The sequence below is a fragment of the Bacillus jepli genome, assembly GCF_047238305.1.
GTDB lineage: Bacteria > Bacillota > Bacilli > Bacillales > Bacillaceae_L > Ferdinandcohnia.
Map to the genome: position 1 here is coordinate 2,298,950 of NZ_JBDFMO010000001.1, position 24,380 is coordinate 2,323,329.

General features: G+C 38.3%; 25 protein-coding genes and 10 tRNA genes. 24 read left to right on the plus strand and 11 right to left on the minus strand.

The annotated features are described in order from the left end of the window. The first annotated feature begins 4 nt into the window (after positions 1–4). From ABC371_RS11780 to ABC371_RS11825, 10 genes are all read left to right on the plus strand, one after another. Positions 5–97 (plus strand) — tRNA-Ser (locus ABC371_RS11780). Between the two features lie 45 nt (positions 98–142). Then, positions 143–219: transfer RNA gene (locus ABC371_RS11785), tRNA-Met, on the plus strand. Between the two features lie 92 nt (positions 220–311). Next, positions 312–387: transfer RNA gene (locus ABC371_RS11790), tRNA-Asp, on the plus strand. Between the two features lie 8 nt (positions 388–395). Further along, positions 396–468: transfer RNA gene (locus ABC371_RS11795), tRNA-Phe, on the plus strand. Positions 469–493: 25 nt separating this feature from the next. Further along, a tRNA-His gene (locus tag ABC371_RS11800) sits at positions 494–569 on the plus strand. Between the two features lie 9 nt (positions 570–578). Next, positions 579–652 (plus strand) — tRNA-Gly (locus ABC371_RS11805). A 13-nt stretch (positions 653–665) separates the two neighbouring features. Continuing rightward, positions 666–742, plus strand: a tRNA-Ile gene (locus ABC371_RS11810). A gap of 9 nt (positions 743–751) precedes the next feature. Next, positions 752–826 (plus strand) — tRNA-Asn (locus tag ABC371_RS11815). Positions 827–831: 5 nt separating this feature from the next. Continuing rightward, positions 832–922 (plus strand) — tRNA-Ser (locus tag ABC371_RS11820). Between the two features lie 23 nt (positions 923–945). Continuing rightward, positions 946–1,017: transfer RNA gene (locus ABC371_RS11825), tRNA-Glu, on the plus strand. Between the two features lie 88 nt (positions 1,018–1,105). On the opposite strand, the gene ABC371_RS11830 is transcribed toward ABC371_RS11825, so the two are convergent. Together ABC371_RS11830 and ABC371_RS11835 are read right to left on the minus strand one after the other, a co-directional pair. After that, a complete protein-coding gene (locus tag ABC371_RS11830) occupies positions 1,106–1,282 on the minus strand; it encodes a hypothetical protein (RefSeq protein ID WP_412896978.1) in 177 nt (58 codons plus the stop codon). Between the two features lie 52 nt (positions 1,283–1,334). After that, positions 1,335–2,129: a TIGR00266 family protein gene (locus tag ABC371_RS11835; RefSeq protein WP_412896979.1), complete on the minus strand. Its 795-nt coding sequence runs from the start codon at positions 2,127–2,129 to the stop codon at positions 1,335–1,337. 192 nt (positions 2,130–2,321) lie between these two features. Here ABC371_RS11835 and ABC371_RS11840 point away from each other — a divergent pair, with 192 nt between their 5' ends. After that, positions 2,322–4,733 (plus strand): penicillin acylase family protein, encoded by a 2,412-nt coding sequence (locus tag ABC371_RS11840; RefSeq protein ID WP_412896980.1) that lies wholly within the window; start codon positions 2,322–2,324, stop codon positions 4,731–4,733. A gap of 38 nt (positions 4,734–4,771) precedes the next feature. Here the strand turns inward: ABC371_RS11840 and ABC371_RS11845 are convergent, their stop codons facing one another. Together ABC371_RS11845 and ABC371_RS11850 are read right to left on the minus strand one after the other, a co-directional pair. After that, positions 4,772–5,527, minus strand: coding sequence for a TraR/DksA C4-type zinc finger protein (locus ABC371_RS11845; RefSeq protein ID WP_412896981.1), 756 nt, complete (start codon positions 5,525–5,527; stop codon positions 4,772–4,774). 127 nt (positions 5,528–5,654) lie between these two features. Further along, positions 5,655–6,590 carry a 1,4-dihydroxy-2-naphthoate polyprenyltransferase gene (locus ABC371_RS11850; RefSeq protein ID WP_412896982.1) on the minus strand — a complete coding sequence of 312 codons (936 nt, stop codon included), beginning with the start codon at positions 6,588–6,590 and terminating at the stop codon, positions 5,655–5,657. Positions 6,591–6,969: 379 nt separating this feature from the next. Between ABC371_RS11850 and ABC371_RS11855 the strand changes: the two genes are divergently transcribed. The 6 genes from ABC371_RS11855 to menC all read left to right on the plus strand — a co-directional run bounded on the left by ABC371_RS11855 (position 6,970) and on the right by menC (position 14,671). Continuing rightward, the gene (locus ABC371_RS11855; RefSeq protein ID WP_412899332.1) at positions 6,970–8,361 is read left to right on the plus strand and encodes an isochorismate synthase; all 1,392 of its coding nucleotides are present in this window, start codon (positions 6,970–6,972) and stop codon (positions 8,359–8,361) included. Beyond that, the gene (gene menD / locus ABC371_RS11860) at positions 8,354–10,102 is read left to right on the plus strand and encodes a 2-succinyl-5-enolpyruvyl-6-hydroxy-3-cyclohexene-1-carboxylic-acid synthase (protein WP_412896983.1); all 1,749 of its coding nucleotides are present in this window, start codon (positions 8,354–8,356) and stop codon (positions 10,100–10,102) included. Before ABC371_RS11855 ends, menD begins: the two co-directional genes overlap by 8 nt. A gap of 1 nt (position 10,103) precedes the next feature. Then, a complete protein-coding gene (gene menH / locus ABC371_RS11865; protein WP_412896984.1) occupies positions 10,104–10,922 on the plus strand; it encodes a 2-succinyl-6-hydroxy-2,4-cyclohexadiene-1-carboxylate synthase in 819 nt (272 codons plus the stop codon). A 33-nt stretch (positions 10,923–10,955) separates the two neighbouring features. Continuing rightward, positions 10,956–11,777: a 1,4-dihydroxy-2-naphthoyl-CoA synthase gene (gene menB / locus ABC371_RS11870; RefSeq protein ID WP_099362260.1), complete on the plus strand. Its 822-nt coding sequence runs from the start codon at positions 10,956–10,958 to the stop codon at positions 11,775–11,777. Between the two features lie 313 nt (positions 11,778–12,090). Next, on the plus strand, positions 12,091–13,569 hold the full coding sequence (locus ABC371_RS11875; RefSeq protein ID WP_412896985.1) for an o-succinylbenzoate--CoA ligase: 1,479 nt from the start codon (positions 12,091–12,093) through the stop codon (positions 13,567–13,569). Further along, positions 13,565–14,671 (plus strand): o-succinylbenzoate synthase, encoded by a 1,107-nt coding sequence (menC, locus tag ABC371_RS11880; protein WP_412899333.1) that lies wholly within the window; start codon positions 13,565–13,567, stop codon positions 14,669–14,671. Before ABC371_RS11875 ends, menC begins: the two co-directional genes overlap by 5 nt. Before the next feature lie 29 nt (positions 14,672–14,700). Here the strand turns inward: menC and zupT are convergent, their stop codons facing one another. The 3 genes from zupT to ABC371_RS11895 all read right to left on the minus strand — a co-directional run bounded on the left by zupT (position 14,701) and on the right by ABC371_RS11895 (position 16,904). Continuing rightward, on the minus strand, positions 14,701–15,510 hold the full coding sequence (zupT, locus tag ABC371_RS11885; protein WP_412896986.1) for a zinc transporter ZupT: 810 nt from the start codon (positions 15,508–15,510) through the stop codon (positions 14,701–14,703). A gap of 221 nt (positions 15,511–15,731) precedes the next feature. Continuing rightward, entirely contained in the window at positions 15,732–15,887 is a 156-nt protein-coding gene (locus ABC371_RS11890) for a DUF1540 domain-containing protein (RefSeq protein ID WP_116351852.1), read from the minus strand. A 96-nt stretch (positions 15,888–15,983) separates the two neighbouring features. Continuing rightward, a complete protein-coding gene (locus ABC371_RS11895) occupies positions 15,984–16,904 on the minus strand; it encodes a metal ABC transporter substrate-binding protein (protein ID WP_412896987.1) in 921 nt (306 codons plus the stop codon). 219 nt (positions 16,905–17,123) lie between these two features. Between ABC371_RS11895 and ABC371_RS11900 the strand changes: the two genes are divergently transcribed. Together ABC371_RS11900 and ABC371_RS11905 are read left to right on the plus strand one after the other, a co-directional pair. Next, on the plus strand, positions 17,124–17,684 hold the full coding sequence (locus tag ABC371_RS11900) for a beta-class carbonic anhydrase (protein ID WP_412896988.1): 561 nt from the start codon (positions 17,124–17,126) through the stop codon (positions 17,682–17,684). Between the two features lie 150 nt (positions 17,685–17,834). After that, on the plus strand, positions 17,835–18,599 hold the full coding sequence (locus tag ABC371_RS11905) for a FixH family protein (protein ID WP_412896989.1): 765 nt from the start codon (positions 17,835–17,837) through the stop codon (positions 18,597–18,599). Positions 18,600–18,616: 17 nt separating this feature from the next. Here the strand turns inward: ABC371_RS11905 and yidD are convergent, their stop codons facing one another. Then, positions 18,617–18,856, minus strand: a complete 240-nt coding sequence (gene yidD, locus ABC371_RS11910) for a membrane protein insertion efficiency factor YidD (RefSeq protein WP_412896990.1) — start codon at positions 18,854–18,856, stop codon at positions 18,617–18,619. Positions 18,857–19,010: 154 nt separating this feature from the next. Here yidD and ABC371_RS11915 point away from each other — a divergent pair, with 154 nt between their 5' ends. Continuing rightward, positions 19,011–19,484, plus strand: coding sequence for an S-ribosylhomocysteine lyase (locus ABC371_RS11915; RefSeq protein ID WP_116351847.1), 474 nt, complete (start codon positions 19,011–19,013; stop codon positions 19,482–19,484). 40 nt (positions 19,485–19,524) lie between these two features. Here the strand turns inward: ABC371_RS11915 and ABC371_RS11920 are convergent, their stop codons facing one another. Continuing rightward, complete coding sequence (locus ABC371_RS11920) at positions 19,525–20,988, minus strand: amidase family protein (protein WP_412896991.1); 1,464 nt, start codon at positions 20,986–20,988, stop codon at positions 19,525–19,527. Further along, the gene (gene ytzI, locus ABC371_RS11925; RefSeq protein WP_412899334.1) at positions 20,978–21,142 is read right to left on the minus strand and encodes a YtzI protein; all 165 of its coding nucleotides are present in this window, start codon (positions 21,140–21,142) and stop codon (positions 20,978–20,980) included. The genes ABC371_RS11920 and ytzI overlap by 11 nt, the downstream gene beginning before the upstream one ends. Before the next feature lie 176 nt (positions 21,143–21,318). On the opposite strand from ytzI, the gene ABC371_RS11930 reads away from it, so the two are divergent. Then, positions 21,319–21,759, plus strand: coding sequence for a Dps family protein (locus ABC371_RS11930; RefSeq protein WP_412896992.1), 441 nt, complete (start codon positions 21,319–21,321; stop codon positions 21,757–21,759). A 74-nt stretch (positions 21,760–21,833) separates the two neighbouring features. After that, positions 21,834–22,850, plus strand: a complete 1,017-nt coding sequence (ltaE, locus tag ABC371_RS11935) for a low-specificity L-threonine aldolase (protein WP_412896993.1) — start codon at positions 21,834–21,836, stop codon at positions 22,848–22,850. A 180-nt stretch (positions 22,851–23,030) separates the two neighbouring features. Here the strand turns inward: ltaE and ABC371_RS11940 are convergent, their stop codons facing one another. Beyond that, positions 23,031–23,291 carry a DUF6154 family protein gene (locus tag ABC371_RS11940; RefSeq protein WP_116351842.1) on the minus strand — a complete coding sequence of 87 codons (261 nt, stop codon included), beginning with the start codon at positions 23,289–23,291 and terminating at the stop codon, positions 23,031–23,033. Positions 23,292–23,467: 176 nt separating this feature from the next. Between ABC371_RS11940 and ABC371_RS11945 the strand changes: the two genes are divergently transcribed. Continuing rightward, positions 23,468–23,806: a hydrolase gene (locus ABC371_RS11945; protein WP_412896994.1), complete on the plus strand. Its 339-nt coding sequence runs from the start codon at positions 23,468–23,470 to the stop codon at positions 23,804–23,806. Positions 23,807–23,878: 72 nt separating this feature from the next. Continuing rightward, on the plus strand, positions 23,879–24,367 hold the full coding sequence (gene ytkD, locus ABC371_RS11950; RefSeq protein WP_412896995.1) for an RNA deprotection pyrophosphohydrolase: 489 nt from the start codon (positions 23,879–23,881) through the stop codon (positions 24,365–24,367). The last annotated feature ends 13 nt before the right edge of the window (positions 24,368–24,380 follow it).

Genomic DNA, 24,380 nt, shown 5'->3' on the forward strand with positions numbered 1-24,380 from the left:
ATGTGGAGGAATACCCAAGTCCGGCTGAAGGGATCGGTCTTGAAAACCGACAGGGGTGTTAAAGCCCGCGGGGGTTCGAATCCCTCTTCCTCCGCCATATTTATTATTTAAGAATAGTTTAATTTTATATGATTTCTATTATCGCGGGGTGGAGCAGTCTGGTAGCTCGTCGGGCTCATAACCCGAAGGTCGTAGGTTCAAATCCTGCCCCCGCAACCAAAAAAACAACTAAAAAAAGTTGTTGACTAGATTCAAAAGATATAGTAAGATAATATTTGTCTTGAAAATAAAAGATTAAATATTTAATAAATGGTCCCGTGGTGTAGCGGTTAACATGCCTGCCTGTCACGCAGGAGATCGCCGGTTCGATCCCGGTCGGGACCGCCATATGTAGTGGCTCAGTAGCTCAGTCGGTAGAGCAAAGGACTGAAAATCCTTGTGTCGGCGGTTCGATTCCGTCCTGAGCCACCTTATTATTTTTAAAAAATTAATGGCGGCTGTGGCGAAGTGGTTAACGCATCGGATTGTGGTTCCGACATTCGTGGGTTCGATTCCCATCAGCCGCCCCATATATGAATGCGGGTGTAGTTTAATGGTAAAACCTCAGCCTTCCAAGCTGATGTCGTGAGTTCGATTCTCATCACCCGCTCCAATTTTACCTTAATGGGCCTATAGCTCAGCTGGTTAGAGCGCACGCCTGATAAGCGTGAGGTCGATGGTTCGAGTCCATTTAGGCCCACCATATTGTTATTCCGCAGTAGCTCAGTGGTAGAGCTATCGGCTGTTAACCGATCGGTCGTAGGTTCGAATCCTACCTGCGGAGCCATTTTTGGGGAAGTACTCAAGTGGCTGAAGAGGCGCCCCTGCTAAGGGTGTAGGTCGCGTAAGCGGCGCGAGGGTTCAAATCCCTCCTTCTCCGCCATGACGATTTTAAATATACAATCTGGCCCGTTGGTCAAGCGGTTAAGACACCGCCCTTTCACGGCGGTAACACGGGTTCGAATCCCGTACGGGTCATCAAGCGTTATGAGAATTTCTCATGGCGTTTTTTATTTTTTATAGAGTTCTTCTTTAGCCTATAAAAAAACACCTGTTGCCAGGTGTACTAATCTTTGGGCATAATATCCTCTTCGATTTTTTGAGCAGGGTTATCTAAGTCCACATCGGAAAAGATCCCAGGGGATACTCCACGAAACATATCAAAAGCAAGAATTTTATCGTCTGGCGCATCAAATAATGGAGCTTCACCATTGAAATCTTCAACTTCTTTTTTTCGTCTCATCTCTACACCTCCATTTATTATCCTCCCAGTTCTTCCTTTAATTATTCTTTTATTAATCATCCCCATTTAGAAAATTACCAAGTCCTCCTAAAATACTCCCTTCACCTGTGCTTCCACCATTTCTAGGTGCACTCGCAAAAATTCGGTCTGCAAGGCGGCTAAATGGTAGTGATTGTATCCATACCGTACCAGGGCCTCTAACAGTAGCATAGAATAGACCTTCACCACCAAAAAAAGCGGTTTTAATTTTTCCTACATACTCAATGCTATAATCGACATCCCTCGTCAATCCTACTAGGCAGCCTGTATCGACTCTTAGGATTTCCCCAGGTTGAAGTTCTTTTTTATGTATGGTACCACCTGCATGTAAAAATGCTAGACCATCTCCTTCTAATTTTTGCATGATGAATCCCTCTCCACCAAAGAAGCCAGTTCCTAACTTTCGTTGAAAATCAATGCCAACTGAAACTCCTTTTGCCGCACATAAAAAGGCATCCTTTTGACAAACTACTTTGCCACCTAGCATGCTTAAATCAACAGGAATGATTTTTCCGGGATAGGGTGCAGCAAAGGAAACATGTTTTTTCCCCATATTGTTATTTGTAAAGACGGTCATAAAGAGACTTTCTCCTGTAAGTACCCTTTTACCAGCTCCTAATAGTTTTCCAAAAAGACCTCCACCTGCAGCTCCTGATCCGTCACCAAATATTGTTTCCATCGAAATGCCATCTTCCATCATCATCATGGCACCGGCTTCGGCAATGACACTTTCACTTGGGTCTAATTCGATTTCAACAAACTGCATATCGTCTCCATAAAGTTTATACTCGATCTCATGTGCGTTCATCCGATTCTTCCTTTCTTTCTCAAAAATATATACAAAGAAGTAATTCGTCGTTTACTAGTATTATCCTTTAAAACTGTAAATGAAGTATGAAAAAAATGTTAATTCTAGTTGAGGATATCCATGACAAATTTAAATAGGAATACTATAATATATTTAGAATTTTCTCAAAATAATTAAGTGATGGGGGATTATATGAGTTCTGAAGTCATTATAAAAAGACGGTTATGGCCAAGAAAGAAGCGTTCGAGAGTTGTTTTATTAACAGGAATCGTTATCATACTCCTTCTGATTACAAGCATTATAGTAGGCTATTTATTTTTAAGAAAAAGTTTACCTACGCTTGAGGGAAATGTTTCGATTGCAGGATTAACCGATGAGGTAGAGGTATTCCGCGATCAAAATGGGGTCCCACATATTGTAGCAAAAAATAATCATGATTTGTATTTCGCTCAAGGGTACGTTACGGCGCAGGATCGTTTATTTCAGATGGATTTAAGCCGAAGGCAGGCTTCAGGAGAGTTAAGTGAAGTAATAGGTTCTTCTCTTGTTGATCAAGATAAGTATTTTAGAACTCTTGGTCTAAGAAGGGCTGCAAAAATATCATATGAAGGATATTCAGAGGAAGCTAAGTCTGTTCTCCAATCTTATGCAGATGGCGTAAATGCTTTTATATTGGAAGCAAAGGAAAAGAATACATTGCCTGTCGAATTTACATTGGCAGGATATGAACCGACTGAATGGAGTCCCACTGATTCTCTTACCATTGGAAAATACATGGCATACGATTTAGGGGGACATTATAAAGGGCAGGCATTTCGCTATTATATGGCACAGAATGTATCCGAAGAAAAATTACTAGAATTATTCCCGACTTACCCTGAAGATGGTGCAACTGTTATTCAAGCGATGAAGGATCATCCTATTGATATTTCAAAAAGTATAGCAACTGCTCCCTTTCCAAATGAGTTTAATGGGAGTAATAACTGGGTTGTAAGTGGTGAGAAATCAGAATCAGGGATGCCTATACTAGCTGATGATCCACATCTAGCATTAGCTACACCATCAATTTGGTATGAAACGCATTTGCAAAGTGATGAAGTGAACGTTAGTGGTGTGATATTTGCCGGTGTCCCAGGAATCATATTAGGTCGTAATGAACATGTTGCTTGGGGAGTTACTAACGTGGGACCTGATGTCCAGGATTTATATATTGAAAGGAGAAATCCGGATAATCCTAATCAATTTGAGTATATGGGGAAATGGGAAGATGCCATTATTATTGAGGAGCCAATAAAGGTAAAGGATGGGGATACTATCCCATATCAAGTTCAGGTTACTAGACATGGTCCAATCATTTCTGAATTTACCCATGATCACAAGGAGGAAACAGCTTTAGCATTAAAATGGACTGCACTTGATGCTTCGACTGAACTAGAGGCGGTGCTGATGTTTGACAAGGCGAAAAATTGGGCTGAATTTAAAGAAGCACTTACATATTTTCATACACCTGCTCAAAACTTTGTTTTTGCAGCAACAGATGGAACGATCGCTTATCGAGCAAATGGGTTGATCCCAATCCGAAAAAAAGGAGATAGTTCTGTTGCTGTACCAGGATGGACAGATGAATACGAGTGGGAGGGATATATTCCTTGGGATGAACTCCCTACCATCGTGAACCCGGAGGAAGGTTTTATCTCTACCGCAAATAATAAAATTGCGCCGGATGAATATCCTTACCATATAACGAATACGTGGGCTCAGCCATATCGACAGCAACGAATTCAAGATGTATTGTCAAGTAAGAAAGTGTTAACGGCAGATGATATGCTTAAACTCCAATTTGATCAACATAATCTGCAAGCTGAAGAATTTGTTCCGTTTTTAATAGATGTAGTATCAAACAGCGAAGATAAGCTAAGAGACATTGATAAAACGGTAATAAAGGAGTTTGAAGAGTGGGATTTTGTAGACCGAATAGAAGATGGAGAGCCTTTAGTCTTTCATAAATGGATGGAGGAATTTGCAAATGTCCTATTTGAAGAATCCATTCCTAGGGAAATCGATAACTTATTTGAAGGAAAATCTCAAATTGTAGACCAAATGATTCGAGAAGCCAAAAATGGACATGAAGGGATTTGGTTATCTGAGGCCGGTGGAATAGAACAGGTAACATTTGAGTCTTTTAAAAGGGCTGTTGATTTTGCAATCGAAAAGCAAGGGGACCATCCAAGTAAATGGTCTTGGGGTGAATTCCACCAGGTTCCGTTTAATCACCCATTATCGGCGATTTCGCCGTTAAACTACCTGTTTAATAACAATGAAGCTGTATCAATGGGTGGAAGTGGGGTAACAGTTGCAGCTGCAAGCTTTAACCGTGATACAGGTGCAATTACCCATGGAGCGGCTTGGAAATCTGTCATTGACTTAGCAAACATGGAAGAAAGCTATAATGTGGTTGGTCCAGGTCAGTCTGGCCATGTATTAAGTACATTTTATCATGATCAAATTACGGATTGGACAACAGGGAATTACCATATCACCTATACCAATAATGAGAAGTATAAGGAGAATAGTTATAAGCTTGTTTTACAGCCAGCTAAGTAAGATAAAAAGCAGTGGAAACTTTCCACTGCTTTACATTTTCAATCTTCAGCTTCGTCCTTTGTATAAGGTTCTTTTTCATATGGAGGAAGGTCTCCAAACATTGTCATAATTCCTTCTTCCTCTAGCACTTCTTCATATCGTTCATGCTGGCTATTTGGATAGATGATAATTTCTTTTCCTTCAATATCTGTTCCAACAAAATTCTCATAATCCTCAACATAGCCTACATTCTCATCAGATTCAACGAACACCTCATTATAGCTGTCAACGGGGTCTACAAGATCTGATGGTGATTCAGATGTTCCGTACCTTGCCACATCCTGCCATGAATCCTCTGCATCATACGCTACATTATCTTCCTCATCCACAAATTTTCCAAATGGTGGCATTAATACGCCTTCTTCAATAGGTCGATTATGGGAAACGACCTGATTAGGACTATGTTCTACACAATACGTAGTTGTTGGTATCGCGTCTAGACGATCAATTTCTATGTCTTTACCGCATTTTTCACATACGCCATATCGCCCTTCATCTATCGCTTGTAATGCGTAATCAATGTCTTTTAATTGTTTTTCAATATGTTCATTTAAGGCAATATCTTTTTCTCGTTCATACAAATCTGTACCTTGGTCTGCAGGATGATTATCATAAAGGGAGAGTTCACCCATGGAATCATGATAGTGACCTTGCTCTAAATCAAAATGGTCCCCATCATCTAATTGTTCTTCAACCTCTTTTTTTGCCTTTATCAACTGTGAACGGAAGGTTGATAATTGCTCATTTGATAACATTGTAAGCACTCCTTCCAAAATGAGTTCGTATTGAATCTTGTTATGTATTATTTACATAAACACGAAAATCATAAATGTAAAAAAGTGAAAGGGATAAAAAGAAAAAACACGATATAAAAATCGTGTTTTAAAAGAAGTACCCGATAAAGATTCCAATAGATAAAAGGAATCCAAAAATTGTATTTGTTTGGGCGGTTGCCTTCATTGCTGGCATCATTTGAATTGGTTCAGATTTGCCTATAAATCCAGTTACTGCTTTAATGGCTTTTGGAACACTTATGAATACAAGAAGAGTCCAAAATGAAGCAATCCCGATAAATGCCAAAACGATGATCCAAATATATGAAATGATAAGCAAACCAGCAAAGAACTTGATCGCCTTGGTTCTTCCTAATAAAATTGGTAAAGTGCGACGTCCGTTCTTTTGATCGCCATCCAAATCACGAATATTGTTTGACATATTGATAGCACCAACAAGAATCATAATCGGAATTGAGATTAGTACACTTGTTGTGGTAACTGTACCGGTTTGGATGAAAAATGATATTAAAATAATAATCATGCCCATAAAGAAACCAGCTGCTAGCTCACCAAATGGTGTAGATGAAATAGGTAGTGGACCTCCAGTATATAAATAACCAACTGACATGCAAATAGTCCCCACTAATGCCAACCACCAACTACTATTCATACTAATATAAACACCTAATAGTGCAGCAATTCCAAAGAAAGAAAATGCAAGGTTTAAAATAACCTTAGGCTTAATTCCATCTCTAACAATTGTACCACCAATTCCGACTGATTCTGCAGTATCAAGACCGCGTTTGTAATCGAAATACTCATTTATCATATTAGTTGCTGCTTGAATTAAAAGACAAGCGAGTAACATTGTTAAGAATAGACCTATATGAATAGATGTTTCCAATAGTGCAAGAACTGTCCCTAAAATAACTGGAACAAATGATGCAGTTAGTGTATGTGGCCGCATGAGTCTCCACCATACCTGAAAACCACTAGAAGGCTTTTTAGAAAGCTTCTGATTTGACTGAAGTTCTGATTGCATAAGTCTTCTCCTCTCACGACAAAGCTCATGTATATCCAAAGTACAGTTTAGTGAATTGGACAAGTACTGTCAATGGTTTAAAGTTACAAAAAAGACATATCAATCTTATAATCCTCTTACCCAGCAGACTAACTTCTCGTAAATTACATAATAATAAGGAAGTAAGTGGTCAGTGTATTGTAGGTATGGTAGAATCAAGTTTGTTGACAACTATTCATTGTGAGGTATATCGTAAAGGCAGTTTTAGTAAAGTTATACGAAGATAATATAGAGTGCTTAACAAGAGCTTCATTCATTTTAAATGATATACTATAAACAATATCTGTTATTACTAAATAAAATTAGGTTGGAATATATTTCGGGGGGATAAAAGTTGGTCATGATACAACAAAAAGGTTTGAGTGATTACATAAAGAAAGGAATAAACCGTTCCAAGGAGCTTTCTAAGCCTGTTCTGATAAGTCAGGTAATAGAAATGAAGAACATAGACCCCCTATTGTTCTTTGCTGCTGGAAAAAGGACACCTTTTGACACGCGTTCTTTCTGGTCAAATCCTACAAATGATACGGTCATCGTTGGACTTGGGGAAGCCTATACAATTAGCGATAATGAGTCTACGGAACGTTTTGAGGCTATTGAAAATCAGTGGAAAAGACTTGTTCAGCATTCAATCATTATTGATGACTTTGCACCTTATTCTACTGGTCCTATTTTAATGGGAGGGTTTTCATTTGATCCATTAAAAAAGAGGACTGAGCTTTGGGATCATTTTGATGATGCGAAATTTGTCTTGCCTGTTATCATGCTCTCCTATTATAAAGGTAGTACTTATTTAACGACCAATGTGATTTGTGAACCGAACGGGACTTCTTTAAGTGGATCCGACTTAGAGCAATTGGAAGTGCTGCTTGAGGAAAGTTATGAATATCAAAAGAATAATTCATTTACAAAAGAGGAAATTCAGCCACAGGAATGGATGGATTCAGTTCGAAATGCAACCAAAAAGGTACAGAACGGTGAGGTTGAAAAGGTTGTATTAGCAAGAGAAATCAAGCTGCATTTTGATGATCCGATTGAAGCTGACGCAGTGTTGGCGCGTCTAAAAGAAGAGCAACCGATGAGTTATTTATTTGCAATTGAATATCAAAATTCATGCTTTATCGGAGCATCTCCTGAACGCCTTATTAAGAAAAAGGGAGAGGAATTCTTAACTACTTGCCTTGCTGGTTCTATCCGCCGTGGTAAAACGCCGTCAGAGGACAAGCAATTAGAAAATGAATTACTACACGACCCGAAAAATCTACATGAACATGATGTCGTTGTTCAAATGATAAAAAATGCAATGAAAGAGTCCTGTTCAAGTATTACTTCACCAACACAACCAGGTATTTTAAAAATGCGCGATATCCAGCATTTATACACACCTGTAAAAGGTGTAGCTAAAGATGATGTATCATTGCTAACGGTTGTGAATCGATTACACCCAACACCTGCTTTAGGAGGTCAACCTAAACAAAAGGCATTTGAAATTATTCGTGACCTTGAAATTCTTGACCGTGGTTGGTATGGAAGCCCGGTAGGTTGGCTTGATACAAGTGATAATGGGGAATTTGCAGTTGCTATACGTTCGGGTTTACTAAATGGTAACAAAGCATCCTTGTTTGCTGGTTGTGGGATCGTAGGAGATTCCCAACCAGAAAGTGAATATACAGAAACGATGATAAAGTTTAGACCGATGCTATCTGCATTAGGAGGCTTATACAATGAATAATCAAGCATTAACTCGATATGTGGCATCATTTGTTGATGAATTAGTACGAGTGGGGGTTACCGAGGCTGTTGTAAGCCCGGGCTCACGCTCTACTCCGATGGCGATTTTAATGGCAGAACATCCTGATATGAAAGTAACCATCAATATTGATGAACGCTCGTCAGCGTTTTATGCGCTTGGAGTGGCTAAAGCAACGAAGAAACCTGTTGCGATTCTATGTACGTCTGGTACGGCTGCAGCGAATTATTTTCCAGCAATTGTAGAGGCCTATTATTCAAGGGTCCCACTTATCGTATTAACAGCTGACCGACCACATGAGTTGCGAGATGTAGGTGCTCCGCAAGCTATAAATCAAAATCAGTTATACGGAAATCATGCGAAATGGTTTGTCGAAATGGCACTACCGGAAGAGTCAGAACAAATGCTATCATATGTTCGTACAATGGCTGGTAGGGCTGCAGGAACAGCACAAACTGCACCGGCAGGACCTGTTCATTTGAATTTTCCTTTCCGTGAACCGCTAGTACCGAACTTAGGTTTAGAAAACCTATGGGGAACAAATGAGTCCACACGTAAAAATGTGAATGTTGTCGTTGGGAAACCGAAAATGGATGAAAAACAGGCTCATTATATTAGTGAACTAGTTCTCAGCAAAAAGAAAGGGATTATTGTTTGTGGTTCACATTATGAGGAAGAGTTTGGGTATGCTATTGCAAGTTTAGCAGAAACACTCCAGTTTCCAGTTCTAGCTGACCCATTATCACAACTAAGAAGTGGTGAACATCCGAAATCATATATAGTAGACGGGTACGATGCTTTTTTACGTGATGCAGAATTCCGAGAAACATTCTCACCAGATATCATTATTCGATTCGGTGCGATGCCAGTCTCAAAAGCACTCCTTCAATATATTCAAAAACATAAGAACACAACTCAAATCATTGTAGACGGGGATGGAGGATGGAGAGATCCTACTTTATCAGCAACTGATATGGTTTATTGTGATGAAATTGAATTTTGTGATATGATCGTTAGCCGAACTGAGAAACAAAAAGATTCTAATTGGGTGAACGATTGGATTAACATCAATAATCTTGTAAAAGAAAATGTAAAGAAAGTACATAAAGAAGAGACTTTATTTGAGGGGAAAGTATTTACTGAACTACAAGAAATTCTCCCAGCGGGTTCAACTTTATTTGTTGGGAATAGCATGCCTATACGTGATCTTGATACATTCTTTTTGAATAATGAAAAGTCAATCCATGTTTTAGGAAACCGAGGTGCCAACGGAATCGACGGTCTTGTTTCTACTGCGATGGGCATCAGTTCAAAAAATGAACATACCGTTTTAGTCATTGGTGACCTCTCTCTCTATCATGATCTGAATGGATTATTGGCGGCAAAGCATCACCACTTAAATATTACAATTGTTTTAATTAACAATGACGGTGGCGGTATTTTTTCTTTCTTACCACAATCACAGGAGGAAAAGCATTTTGAAACCCTTTTTGGGACTCCTATTGGTCTAGAGTATGAACATGCAGTTAAAATGTATGGTGGGAAATTTACAAGTATCAAGGATTGGACAGAGTTCCGTAATGCCATCACTATTTCATTTGAAGAAAAAGGATTACATGTTGTAGAGGTAAAAACAGATCGCCATGAGAATGTCATGATTCATCGAAAAATGTGGAATAATGTTTCCCAGGAAATAAACGAAGCACTCAAAAGGAACTTATAAAATGTATATTTCTTATAATGGATCTACCTATCATGTGAAAGTAATGGGTGAGGGTGTGCCGATTGTTTTACTTCATGGTTTTACAGGGAGTATGACAACTTGGAATCAGACAGTTGACATCTTGAAACAACAATTTCAATGTGTTCTAATCGATATTATTGGACATGGTAAAACAGATTCTCCTGATGATTTTACTAGATATCAAATTGAAAAAGTCGCTCATGACATCATTCATATATTAGATATACTGGAGATTCCAAGCGCACATATTGTTGGATATTCAATGGGAGGAAGATTGGCTTTAACGACTACAATTCTTTATCCAACCAGAGTTGCTAGCCTTATCTTAGAGAGTAGTTCCCCAGGGTTAAAAACAAATGAAGAAAGAGCTGCCCGAAGAAAATCGGATGAACAGCTAGCGACTCGAATAGAACAAGAGGGAATGGTTGAGTTTATTGATTATTGGGAGAGTATTCCACTATTTTCTACACAAAAAGCACTATCACAGGATACACAACTAGAAATTCGTAAACAACGTCTAGAAAACAATCCTGTCGGGCTAGCAAACAGCTTGAGAGGAATGGGGACGGGTGCACAACCCTCTTACTGGGATCGGTTGACTAAGGTTAAATGTCCAACATTATTGCTTTGTGGAGAGCTTGATCAAAAGTTTTGTACGATTGCTGAAGAGATGGGCTTAAGCATGCAAAATTCAAGAGTGGAAAAAATAGTAGAAGCGGGACATGCAATTCATGTGGAACAACCGTATTTTTTTGGTAAAATAATAATTGAGTTTGTTTCTGATCATGTTTCGTTATGATCAGGTATACATACATAAAAGGAGGACAAGCAAATGGCTGCAGTTGAATGGGTTGCAGAACGTAAGTATGATGAAATTTTATATGAGACATACAACGGCATTGCAAAAATCACTATTAACCGTCCGCATGTTAGGAACGCATTTACGCCAAAAACAGTGGCAGAAATGATTGATGCGTTTGCGTATGCAAGAGATGATTCAAACATCGGTGTAATCGTTCTTGCCGGTGCAGGAGATGAGGCGTTCTGTTCAGGTGGAGATCAAAAGGTAAGAGGACATGGTGGGTATGTTGGAGATGACCAAATTCCACGATTAAATGTTCTTGATTTACAACGATTAATCCGTGTTATTCCAAAGCCAGTTATCGCAATGGTTTCAGGCTATGCAATTGGTGGAGGACATGTATTACATGTTGTTTGTGACTTAACAATTGCTGCAGATAATGCTATTTTTGGACAAACAGGACCAAAGGTTGGAAGCTTTGATGCTGGTTATGGTTCAGGATATCTTGCCCGCATCATTGGTCATAAAAAGGCACGTGAAATCTGGTTCCTATGTCGTCAATATAATGCTCAAGAAGCATTGGATATGGGGCTTGTTAATACAGTTGTTCCTTTAGAACAGCTTGAAGAAGAAACTATTAAGTGGTGTGAAGAAATTCTTGAAAAGAGCCCAACAGCACTTCGTTTCTTGAAAGCAGCAATGAATGCTGATACAGACGGCTTAGCTGGACTTCAACAAATGGCCGGCGATGCTACACTTCTGTATTACACAACAGATGAAGCGAAGGAAGGCCGTGACGCGTTTAAAGAAAAACGTATGCCAGACTTTAAACAATTCCCTCGTTTCCCTTAATAGTTCATTTTCAGCTTGATGAAAACCTCATCAAGCTGTTTTTGCATTTTAAACTTTATTCAGCTAATTTTATAAGATGTGGGGATGAAATAATAAGAGTAACTATTATTAAGTAGGCGTTCAAAACTTGGCTGAATAAAGTTCGGCCTCCGGCGGATGCCACGATTTTTTAAAGGGAATTTTCGAGCAAGTAAGATTAAAGACTAAAAACGCCACATCCTGTGGCAACGTCTTTATGACCCACTTCCTGTGGGCCTAAAAATCGGGCGCAAATACGCCTTGGCGCATTTGATTAAGAGGAGATTTAACAAAAATGAATTCAACAGAAATACCAAATTGGCTTAAGCAACGTGCATTTTTAACACCTAATCGAATTGCCATTAAAACTGAATATGAAGAAATCTCATTTATAACTTTACATAAAAATGTGGTAAGGAAAGCAAATCAATTAACATTTGCCGGTATTCAAAAGGGGGATGTAGTTTCGATCCTCATGAAGAATACTGTGGAGATGGTTGAGGTCATTCACGCATTAAAATATATTGGTGCAGTAACGGTGCTTTTAAATAATAAGCTAACAAGCAATGAGTTAGGATTTCAAGTAAGCGACTCTGGTACGAAAATGATCCTAACTGAAGATGCTTTAATCGAAAAAGTAAATGAGATCGATATCGAAAAAGTTCTGGTTAAAGAACTACAGGAGCTCCCCGAAAAGGAATGCCATATCCAGGAATACTTTTCGTTGGACCAAGCTGATACCATTATGTATACATCAGGGACGACTGGTCGACCAAAAGGGGTAATCCATACTTACGGAAATCATTGGTGGAGTGCGGTGGGGTCTAGTTTGAATCTAGGGTTGCACCAGGATGACTGCTGGTTACTGGCTGTTCCAATGTTTCATATTAGTGGATTATCAATTTTGTATAGAAGCGTGATTTATGGAATACCTGCTGTCATCCACGAAGGCTTTGACCCCAAAAAGGCGAATGGAGCGATTATGAACCAAGGTGTTACCATCATGTCTATTGTAAGTGTCATGCTTTCACGAATGCTAGCTGAATTGGGAGATGAAAAGTATCCGGACAGTTTTAGATGTATGCTTCTTGGAGGAGGACCAGCGCCAAAACTTTTATTAGAAAATTGTATAGCACATAATATCCCCGTTTTCCAAACCTATGGGATGACTGAAACAGCTTCACAAGTTGTTACACTTGCTCCTGAGTATAGTATTTCAAAACTTGGATCTGCTGGAAAACCACTCTTTCCGGTACAAATCAAAATTGAAAAAGAGGGAAATCCTGCAAATCCAAATGAAGTAGGCGAAATTGTTGTAAAAGGTCCAAATGTAACGAAAGGCTATTTAAATCGAATAGATGCAACAAAGACGTCCATTGTTGATGGATGGCTTTATACGGGTGATATTGGATATTTGGATGAGGAAGGCTTTCTCTTTGTGATGGATCGCCGCTCCGATTTAATTATTTCAGGGGGAGAAAATATATATCCAGCTGAACTTGAAGCTGTGTTATTGGCACATCCAAATATTTTGGAAGCAGGAGTGACAGGTGTTGAAGATGCAAAGTGGGGTCAGGTACCAGCTGCTTTTGTTAAAAAAGAGGAAGGAAGCCGTATAACCGAAGCAGAGATCATTGCCTTTTGTTATGAAAAGCTAGCACGTTTCAAGGTTCCAAAATCAATCTATTTCGTCGACCGACTTCCACGAAATGCTTCAAATAAGCTCTTGCGCCGAAAATTAATTGAGTTATTAAAGGATGAAAACAATGATTAAGGTAAAGAAAGCCACACTTCATCTCATTGAACAAAACCTCCTTTCGCCATTTGTAACAAGCATGGGGAAGGTTGACAAAAGAGAGAGTATTCTTGTTGAAATTGAGGATGTTGATGGTGCTGTGGGTTGGGGAGAGGTTGTTGCTTTTTCTTCACCGTGGTATACCGAAGAAACGATAAAAACATGCTGGCATATGCTTGAAGATTATCTAGTGCCAAAAATGTTAAAAGAAGAGTACGAACATCCAGAAAATCTACATTATAGCTTTCAATTTGTTAAACGTAACAATATGGCTAAGGCTAGTCTTGATATGGCGATATGGGATTTATTTTCAAAAAAGCAAGGGATCTCACTTTCTAAGGCAATGGGTGGGACGAAAGCCTTTATTGATTCAGGAGTAGTCGTGAGCATTGATTCTATTGACCGGGTTCTACGTAAAATGGAGGAACATCTGAAATCAGGCTATAAGCGTATCAAAATAAAAATCAAGCCTGGACAGGATTATGACTTACTCAAACAAATCAGACATGAGTTTCCAACCGTACCATTAATGGTGGATGCTAATTCGGCTTATACTTTAAAGGATATTGACCATCTTCAAGCATTAGATGAGTTTCGTTTAATGATGATTGAACAGCCGCTAGCGGAAGATGATATTTTTGACCATGCAAAGTTGCAGAGAGAACTTTCAACACCGATTTGTTTAGATGAAAGTATTACGTCAGTCGATGATGCAAGAAAGGCAATTGAAATGGGGAGCTGTCAGGTCATCAATATTAAAATTGGGCGCGTCGGTGGTATCACCGAGGCTAAAAGGATTCATGATATTTGTAAAACTCATAATATCCCTGTGTGGTGTGGAGGAATGCTTGAAACTGGCATTTCTAGAGCCTATAATATTGCCTTAGCCAGCCTTCCTAATTTTACGATTCCTGGAGATATATCAGCATCCTCAAGATATTGGAATAAGGATGTCATTATACCTGAAGTGATGGTTGAGGATGGTTGCATTGCCGTTCCACAAAGTCCTGGAATTGGATATCAAGTTGACCGAGAATGGATTGATCAAATTACCAAACAGAAATTAGTGTTAGGATTATAGAATGGATTCGGCAATGCACATTTTTCATTTTAAATAAATAATAGTAAACTTAGGGCCATTACAGCCATGCCTGCAATCAAACCGTAAATCGATAAGTGTCCACTGTCATATCGTTTTGATGCTGGAAGTAATTCATCCAGTGAAATAAACACCATAATTCCTGCAACAGCGGCAAAAATCATACCAAACATCACATCATTTAAAAAGGGCATTAAAATCAAGAATGCTACGATGGCCCCAACAGGTTCTGCTAAACCGGAAAGGAAAGAGAGCTTAAAGGCTCTTTTTTTATCCCCTGTGGCAAAATAGACTGGTACGGCAACAGCAATGCCTTCTGGGATATTATGAATCGCTACAGCAACCGCAATGGCGATTCCAAGCCCAGGGTCTTGAAGAGCAGAGGTAAAGGTGGCAATGCCTTCGGGAAAATTATGAATCCCGATTGCAAGGGCGGTGAAAGTTCCCATCTTTAATAATGCTGCTTCTTCAAACTCAGGTGAGGTGAGATTCATATCCTCCACTTTTTTGACCTCATGGGGATTGCTACTAGCTGGCACGAATTTATCAATTACCGCAATTAAGAGCATTCCCCCAAAGAAGCCGATTACTGTCATCCAATTTCCCAATTGATCACCTAATTCAGAGGTTAAGGCCACTTTTGCTTTGAAGAAGATTTCAATCATGGATACATAAATCATGACACCTGCTGAGAAACCGAGTGTCAGGGATAGAAATTTTGTATTTGTTCTTGACGTGAACAGGGATATTAAACTACCGATACCGGTTGCTAGACCGGCAAATAAAGTTAAGCCAAAAGCGAGTAATAAATTTTCATACATCGCTTATTCTCCTCTCGAGCTGTAATTTCAACATGTTTTTTGTTCGAATGAACAAATGTTTCCTTTGTGCAACTTTTAAAAGTATCATATGTTCAAATCTTTATTTTGTCAATTATTTTATTTCAAAAAATTCGACATGTTTAAGGATATGCAAACTTTAAGTTAGGAGGATATAAAAAAAGACAGCTGAGTAATCAGCTGCCTTAGAATAGTCTTTTTAATTAACCTTCAGGGACGAAGGTTTTACAGTCGGTTTCTGTTTGTTCTGATGCTGTTTTACCTGTGTGACTCACAACATAGATCGCATCGGCACTACATTTATTACCGTTAGCCCAATAATGACAATTTTTAACCTCACATAATACGTCTTGTGCCAATTTACTACACCTCTTTCATTAGAATATGGTCTAGCATCCTTTATTTTCTCCATGTCAAGAGAGTGGATAACAAGCAACATATCCCAAGGGAGGTAGTTAATTTAGTGCTTTTTTTAAAGTATCAAGATTTTGCCTCATTAAGCTAAAATAATCTTCCTTGCTTTCGATTTCTTGTTCCGTTATGGCTTCTAAATTGTGAAGGGTTAGGCTGTCTGTACCCGTTTCATTTTGAACCGTTTCGGCAATCTTTGATGATATATTTTGTTCGAATAGAATATATTTAAGATTGTGCTCCTTTACCTCATCAATAATATTTTTGAGTTCTTTTTGTGATGGTTCATTTGTTGGGGAGTACCCTGTGATACTAATTTGCTTGATTCCATAGCGGTCTTCCCAATAGCCATAGGCAGAATGGGCAACTAAAATTTCTTTTTGTTTAGCAGAATTTGTAACTTGCTTGAAATCTGTATTTAATGCTTCTAATTGTTCCTTTAATTCTTTAAAATTTTGTTCGTACACATCCTTATCCGAGGGATTAATTTCGGATAAAGCATTTTTAATATTCTCGGCCAATTGAATAGAATAAATAGGATCTAACCAAATATGTGGGTCGATATCACCATGATTGTGCTCATCATCGTGATGGTCATCGTCCTCCGTGTGTAAAAATTCAATCCCAGCACCTGCTTCAATTAATGCAACATTTTCGTTTTTTAGTGTTTTTTGGGCAGTTTCAACAAATGCCTCTACACCAACACCTGTATATATAAATGCATCTGCACTCGCGATTTCCGTCATATCTCTTGGAGTTGGCTCAAATGAATGAGCATCTGCTCCTGGTGGGTATACACTTTTTACTAAGACATCTTCGCCACCAATTTTTTGTGTGAAATCTGTTAAAGGAAATACAGTCGTATAAACCGATAGTTTACCTTCTTTATTTGTTTCATCTGCTCCGCAAGCCGTAAGTATGCTGATTAAGAAAAGGAGCACAAAGTATCCTCTTGCTTTTTTCATGAATTGTCTCCTCTCAATTACCATGAAGGTCTCTGTTTAAAATACTTTCATATTATATCGTAATTATTACGATTTGAGAACTAGAAACTTTTTCTATAATCAATGTCTCTTTTTAGTATCTCGGACTGCGTAGAAATTAATTGACCAATTGCATAAAAAGTTATTAATAAAGACTGGTTTTTGATAAAATAAAATGAAATAAAAGAAAAAGGTGATCGAATGTCTCAATTGGAAAGTATTTTAGAGTTCAACAAAACGTTTGTTGAATCAAAGGAATATGAGAAATACCAAACCACAAAGCTTCCAAATAAAAGAATGGTTATCGTAACATGTATGGATACTCGACTTATTGAGCTTTTACCAAAAGCAATGAATATGAAGAATGGAGATGTGAAAATTCTAAAGGTTGCTGGAGCAGTTGTTTCACATCCGTTCGGAAGTGTAATGAGAAGTATTTTGGTTGCGGTTTATGATTTAAATGCAGATGAAGTTTGCATTGTTGGCCACCATGATTGCGGTATGAGTGCACTTGATGCCGATTCGATTTTACATAAAATTAAAGATCGAGGCGTTACTCAAGCAAGAATTGATACTTTAAAATATTCAGGAATTGATCTTGAAGAATGGTTTCAAGGTTTCAGCAGTGTAGAGGAGAGCGTCAGACACAGTGTTGAGATGGTTGAGAATCACCCACTTCTTCCAAATGACGTACCTGTTCACGGTCTCGTTATTAACCCAGATACAGGTAAACTGGATGTAGTTATTAATGGATACAAGTAAGAAAGGGGTCATGTATTTGATCTCTTTTTGGATTATATAGGTTAAACAAATGCTAATATTGGTTAAAATGGGTAATAGCAAGATGAATGTCACAAAACAGACACAGGAATAAATGGACTTTTGTTGTACTATGTAGATGAGGTGAAGGTTATGAGAAAAATGTTCTTTTTTCTTTTTATAGCTGCAATCATAACGCTTGCAGGGTGTAATAATGAAACGGAAACGAAAAATACGAATACGGATGAATTAACTCCTATTGCGGTTGATGTAAAAATGGATCCTGAAAAAATCAATCCAGGAGATGAAGTAACCCTCCATGCATTTGTAACACAGGGAGAAGATAAGGTGGAGGATGCGGATGAAGTTCGATTCGAAATTGTTCAAAAAGGTAGTGAAGAAAGCGAATTTGTAGATGGGGAGCACACTTCTGGCGGAGAATATACGGCTGTTAAAACTTTCGATACGGAAGGTATTTATTTTGTCACTGCCCACGTAACAGCTAGGAGCATGCATACAATGCCAAAGGTTGAAGTTGTCATCGGTAATCCCGAAGTTAGCGATGAGCCTGCGGATGAAGCAACAGAAAACAGTGATCATCATGAAGGTGAGCATCATCACGGAAGTGGCGATGTTACAATCGATTTTCCGTTAGAAACTGAATATTCCAAAGGGAAAGCATCTACATTGCAAGTATCTTTTGAACAATCAGGAACTCCTTTGACAGAAGCAAGGGTTCGTTTTGAGGTTTGGAGAACAGGCGCTGAAAAGCATGATTTTATAGATGCAAACGAAATAAAAGATGGCGTTTATCAGTCTAATTATACATTTGCTGAAGTTGGTAACTACAATATTCAAGTACATATTGAAAAGGGAGAAGTCCACGAACATCTTGAAAAAGCAACAAATGTCAAATAAAGACAGGAAGGCTAGCATCAATGGCGATGCTTACCTTCCTTTTTTTCTGGAACAAAATCAATTCCACCTGGATGAAGCGGATGACATTTTAATAATCGTTTTATAGTTAACCAGCCACCTTTAATTGCACCGAATCGCTTGATTGCTTCAAGTCCATATTGCGAACAGGTCGGATAAAAACGACAGGTTGGTGGTTTTAATGGAGATATAAATTTTTGATAGAAACGAATGATTCCTATAAATAACGCTTGAAGCAATTTTTTCTACTTCCCTTATCGTTTTTTAGTATTTATACTATACTATATGGAATGGATAAAAGCATCTTATACATCTAATTCTAATTAAACAGATGAAAAAAATCGGAATTAGCGTTATGATAGATATAAAGAAAAATGAGGGAGTGGGAAGAAAATGCCATCAGTAGAAAGTTTTGAACTAGACCATAATGCTGTTAAAGCACCATATGTAAGACACTGTGGTGTCCATAAGGTTGGGACAGATGGAGTCGTAAATAAATTTGATATTCGTTTTTGTCAGCCAAATAAACAAGCGATGAAGCCAGACGTTATTCATACACTTGAACATTTATTAGCTTTTAATCTTCGTGAGCATTGTGAGAAATATGACCATTTTGATATTATTGATATTTCTCCAATGGGTTGCCAAACAGGCTATTACTTAGTGGTAAGTGGGGAGCCTACTGTATCCGAAATCATTGATTTACTTGAAGCAACGATGCAAAGTGCATTAGAAATCACGGAAATTCCAGCAGCTAATGAAACTCAATGTGGGCAAGCAAAACTCCATGACTTAGAAGGGGCAAAGCGCCTTATGCGTTTCTGGTTATCGCAATCAAAAGAAGACCTTCATAAAGTATTCGGATAATAAATAATAAAAAAAGACCTCAGCCAATCCGGCTGAGGTTTTAAAGTGTAGGTGGAATACGATATTTCGTTCCTTGTTCAAACGAATAGGCCAACTTGATCAATGTGCTTTCAGAAAAAGCAGTTCCGGTGAATGTAATTCCAACTGGTTCTCCTTTAGGTGTATACCCTGCAGGAACGGTAATCGATGGATAACCAGCTTTAGCCGGGATTCCAGCTCCAACATTATTAGGAAATACGATGGCATCCAATTGATCCTCTTTTAGTACGTAATCAATTCCATTATCTGTCGAATGATATTGGTCATTTTCGAGCGCCTCAAGATACTCTTTTTCTGTCAAAGTTCCACTCGTTTTTTCTGCCTCTTCTAAAATCATTTGACCGTATTTTAGCATTTTTTCTTTATTTTCCTTATTAAATTGGATAAGGTCAGCTAAATTTCGTACTTTTACGGATGGGTCTAATCGACGTAAATAATTGTTGAGGTCCACCTTAAATTCGTAGGTTAACACATGGTAGCTCCACTTATTTTTGCTAGATGGAATTTTTACATTATCTACGACAGTTGCCCCCAGCTCCTCAAGCTTCTTAACGGCTTTATCCATAACTGACCGTTTTTCTTCGCTAAGGTAGTCAAAATACACATCTCTTGCAATCCCAATCCGTGCACCTTTTAAACCATCGACATCTAAATATTCTGTAAAATTAGCAGAAGGTAGCACTCTACTTGTATAAGTAATTGGATCACGTTCGTCTACTTCAGCAATGGCTGATAAAAGGTAAGCAGCATCTTTCACTGTACGAGCCATAGGACCTGCTGTATCCTGTGTATGGGCAATCGGAATAATCCCAGCACGACTTACTAATCCTACTGTAGGTTTAATCCCAACAAGTGAGTTTTGACTAGCAGGACTTAATATTGAGCCTGATGTTTCAGTACCAATGGCTACAACTGCAAAATTTGCGGCAATGGCTGAGCCTGAACCCGCGCTAGAACCACCAACATCAAAAGTACCTGGTCCATAAGGATTCAATGTTTGACCACCGCGTGAACTATAGCCACTAGGCATTCCTTCTGTCATGAAGTTCGCCCATTCCGTCATATTTGTTTTTCCTAAAATGATCGCCCCAGCTTCTCTTAATAGATAAGCAACATATGAATCTTCAGGTGCATATGACTCTGCTAAGGCAAGTGATCCGGCTGATGTATGCATTTTATCATTTGTATCTAGATTGTCTTTAAGTAAAACAGGAATTCCGTGAAGCGGGCCACGGGGACCTTTTTCCTTTCGTTCAGCATCCAACATCATTGCAATATGAAGAGCATCTGGGTTAATCTCAATAATTGACTTTAACTTTGAGTCATAGCTTGAAATTCTATGTAAATACATGAGCACTAATTGTTTGGCAGTAAGCTCTTCTTTTTCATACTTTTCTTGAACGGAATCAATAGTAGCCTCAATTAACCAATCATTAGCTAAGTCTTGAAGGATTTTATTTTCCATCTGAATTCTCCTCATTTTCAAGATGATTTAAATGTGGATTCTCTTCTAAGTCATCTACTGTATGCTTGTATTGATATGCTTTTGATGTTGTACTAACAGCTAAAAATAAGACTACAAACACGATAATGATTGAAATAATTAATACTGTAAGCATAGCCACATAGCAACCCCCTCTTTTTTCTCCTTTTATTTTAACATGGTACGAAGGCGGAAGGAATTGATATTCATTTAATAAAAGTAAAAGGTTGTAATTTGCAAAAAACAATCGAAAAAATGATGTTTCACCGTGATATAAAGGGGGTATGTTAACAAATAAGGAGGAGATTTATAATGACAACACAATTAATCGAAATGGTAAATAAGCAGGTTGCAAACTGGAGTGTACTTTACACGAAGTTACATAATTACCATTGGTATGTAAAGGGACCTCAATTCTTTACGCTACATGTAAAATTTGAAGAGTTGTATAATGAGGCTGCTGTTCACATAGACGAATTAGCAGAACGACTTCTTGCAATTAGTGGACAACCTGTTGCAACCATGAAGGAAATTCTTGAAGTATCTTCCATTCAGGAAGCAAACGGAAGTGAAACTGCTGAAGAAATGGTAGCGAACATTTCAAATGATTTTTCCATTCTAACTGGGGAGTTAAAGGAAGGTATGAAGGTAGCTGCAGATGTGGATGATGAAACAACAGGTGACATGCTGCTTGCGATTCACAAAGAACTTGAAAAACATATTTGGATGCTACAATCCTTCCTAGGAAAATAACACATTTCATGCCCTTCTTTCTTGTCGAAAGAAGGGTTTTGTATTATTTTTAATGATAAAGGGGAGGAGAAAGTATGATCGATTTGCGTAGTGATACCGTAACAAAACCAACAGCCGAAATGAGAAAAGCAGCGTATGAAGCTGAGGTTGGTGATGATGTTTATCAGGAAGATCCAACTGTGAAGGAGCTTGAGCAAACAGCTGCTGAGATGCTTGGGAAAGAGGCCGCTATGTTTGTAACAAGTGGGACCCAAGGAAACCAAATTGCGGTTTTAACTCACACTAGAAGAGGAAATGAAATTATTGTAGAACAGGATTCACATATTCTAAATTACGAAGGCGCAGCTATTTCTGCATTTGCAGGCGTTCAACCTAAAGCTATTAAAGGAAGAAGAGGAGCGATGGATCCTGCTGAAGTAGAGACCTCTATTCAAGAAGATGATGTACATAACCCTGAGACCGGTTTGATTTGTATTGAAAATACACATAACAGAGCGGGTGGGGCAGTCATTCCGCTTGAAAATATGGAAGCCATCTATGAAATTGCATCAGCAAATCAGATTCCTGTCCATTTAGACGGTGCACGCTTATTCAATGCAGCGGTGGCACTAGGGTGTCCAGTAAAGGATCTTGCTCAATATACGGATTCCGTGCAATTTTGTTTGTCGAAAGGATTAGGTGCCCCAGTTGGCTCGATCATTGCTGGTAGTGAGGATTTTATAAATCAAGCAAGAAAATGGAGGAAGCGCCTTGGTGGTGGCTTAAGACAGGTTGGAATTATTGCAGCACCAGGACTTGTTGCATTACGGACAATGGTTGACCGACTTGCAATTGATCACGAGAATGCTACATTTTTAGCGCAAGGGCTCGGCAATATTAGCGGTTTACACGTTGTAAATCAGGTAGATACAAATATTATATTAGTGGAAGTAAGTGAACGAGGACTAACCTCAAGCCAGTTTGCTGCATTATTAAAAGAACATGGCGTATTGGTTTCCACATTTGGACCTAAACTCGTGCGATTTACAACTCATTATGATGTGGATCGAGAGGCAATTGAAAAGGCTATGCAGATTGTTAGTAAACTTTAATACCGATTTCTTTAAAGGATTGCTCGTTAGTGGACAATCCTTTTTTTGATGGATTTTTAATAAAATCGATAGAAATAAAATAAAACCGATAGAACGGAAATAAAACTGATAGAAGTAGAATAAAACTGATATATTCCCAAAAACTAAGTCAATCCCTACCGGCAGGAACGAACATCTATCTTAATGGATATTCCTCAGCTCATCCACAGTCATCATCTTCGACTGGCCGATTCCATCACGGGCCATTTTCGCTTTTAGGTTCTCAATCATATAAAAACCAACTAAATTACGTAATTCCTGGTCGGTTAAATCACTTAACAGGTCAATCAGATCTTCACGCGCAAATTGTTCAAGAACGGAGAAAGCAATGATGTCTGCATCTTCTTCGTCACCCGTTAATTTATTTCGATACATTTCATAAATTTCATCAATGATTTTCATATGTGTTTCCCCTTTATCTGTTTTTTACAGGTTTTCTTGGAAATTAGTATATGGGAGAACGTATCAAAAGATACTCTTGTATTGAAAATAGGCAAGAAAACAGTTACCGCTAATTGCATATTTTTTATACCAGAGGAAAAAGCTAATATAACGGAATGACATTGTTAGGAGTGAACATGTTGGAACAACAGCCAAGGAAAACCTATTATATCTCTGTTGGAAGTGGAGAAATTTCTCAAGTGAAGTCTGGTTCTACATGGGAGTATAAAATTGAAGCAACCGACGAAGAAGTTCGTCAGTTGAGAAACCTTTTTGATGCTAACTATTCCAATGAGGTTGAAAACTTTTTACGTGCACATGTGCCTTTTGTTGAATATCATTATGATTCATCTAATGACAAATATGACTCTAATCTGCTACAGGTGTATCAAATCATCTACCAACTGGGAGACCAAGAAGCAAGGAATTTCATTGAATCGGAAGGAATCCTGGATGTTTTACGAACAATTGATTAAGCCACTTCTACATGAAGCGGCTTGTTTTTATGTTATCATAATAAAAAACCAACAATACTGGAGACTAAACAAATGATTGTTTTTCATGATATGTATCATAATGAAGTGAATTTATCGTTTACACCAGATCCTTTTTCCACTCACCCTAAACATGTATGGGTCATTTGTCGTTATGATGGCCATTGGCTATTGACTGACCATTCTGAACGAGGACTTGAATTTCCAGGTGGAAAGGTAGAAGATGGGGAAACAGCAGAGGCTGCTGCTTTACGAGAGGTGATGGAGGAGACGGGAGCAGAGGTTTCAGAACTTGCATATATCGGGCAATATAAGGTAATTGGAAAAGGAAAGACGATTATTAAAAATATTTATTTTGCTGAAATTGAAAAGCTTCTTGAGAAGAAGGATTATTTTGAAACAAAAGGTCCTGTTCTGTTAAAGGAAATTCCTTTGGATACGGTGAAGTTTGATCGCCGCTATAGCTTTATCATGAAGGATGATGTTCTCACGCATAGCCTGGACTATGTAGAAAAATATATAAAAACGAAGAAAGCTCTCTAGCAATCAACTAGAA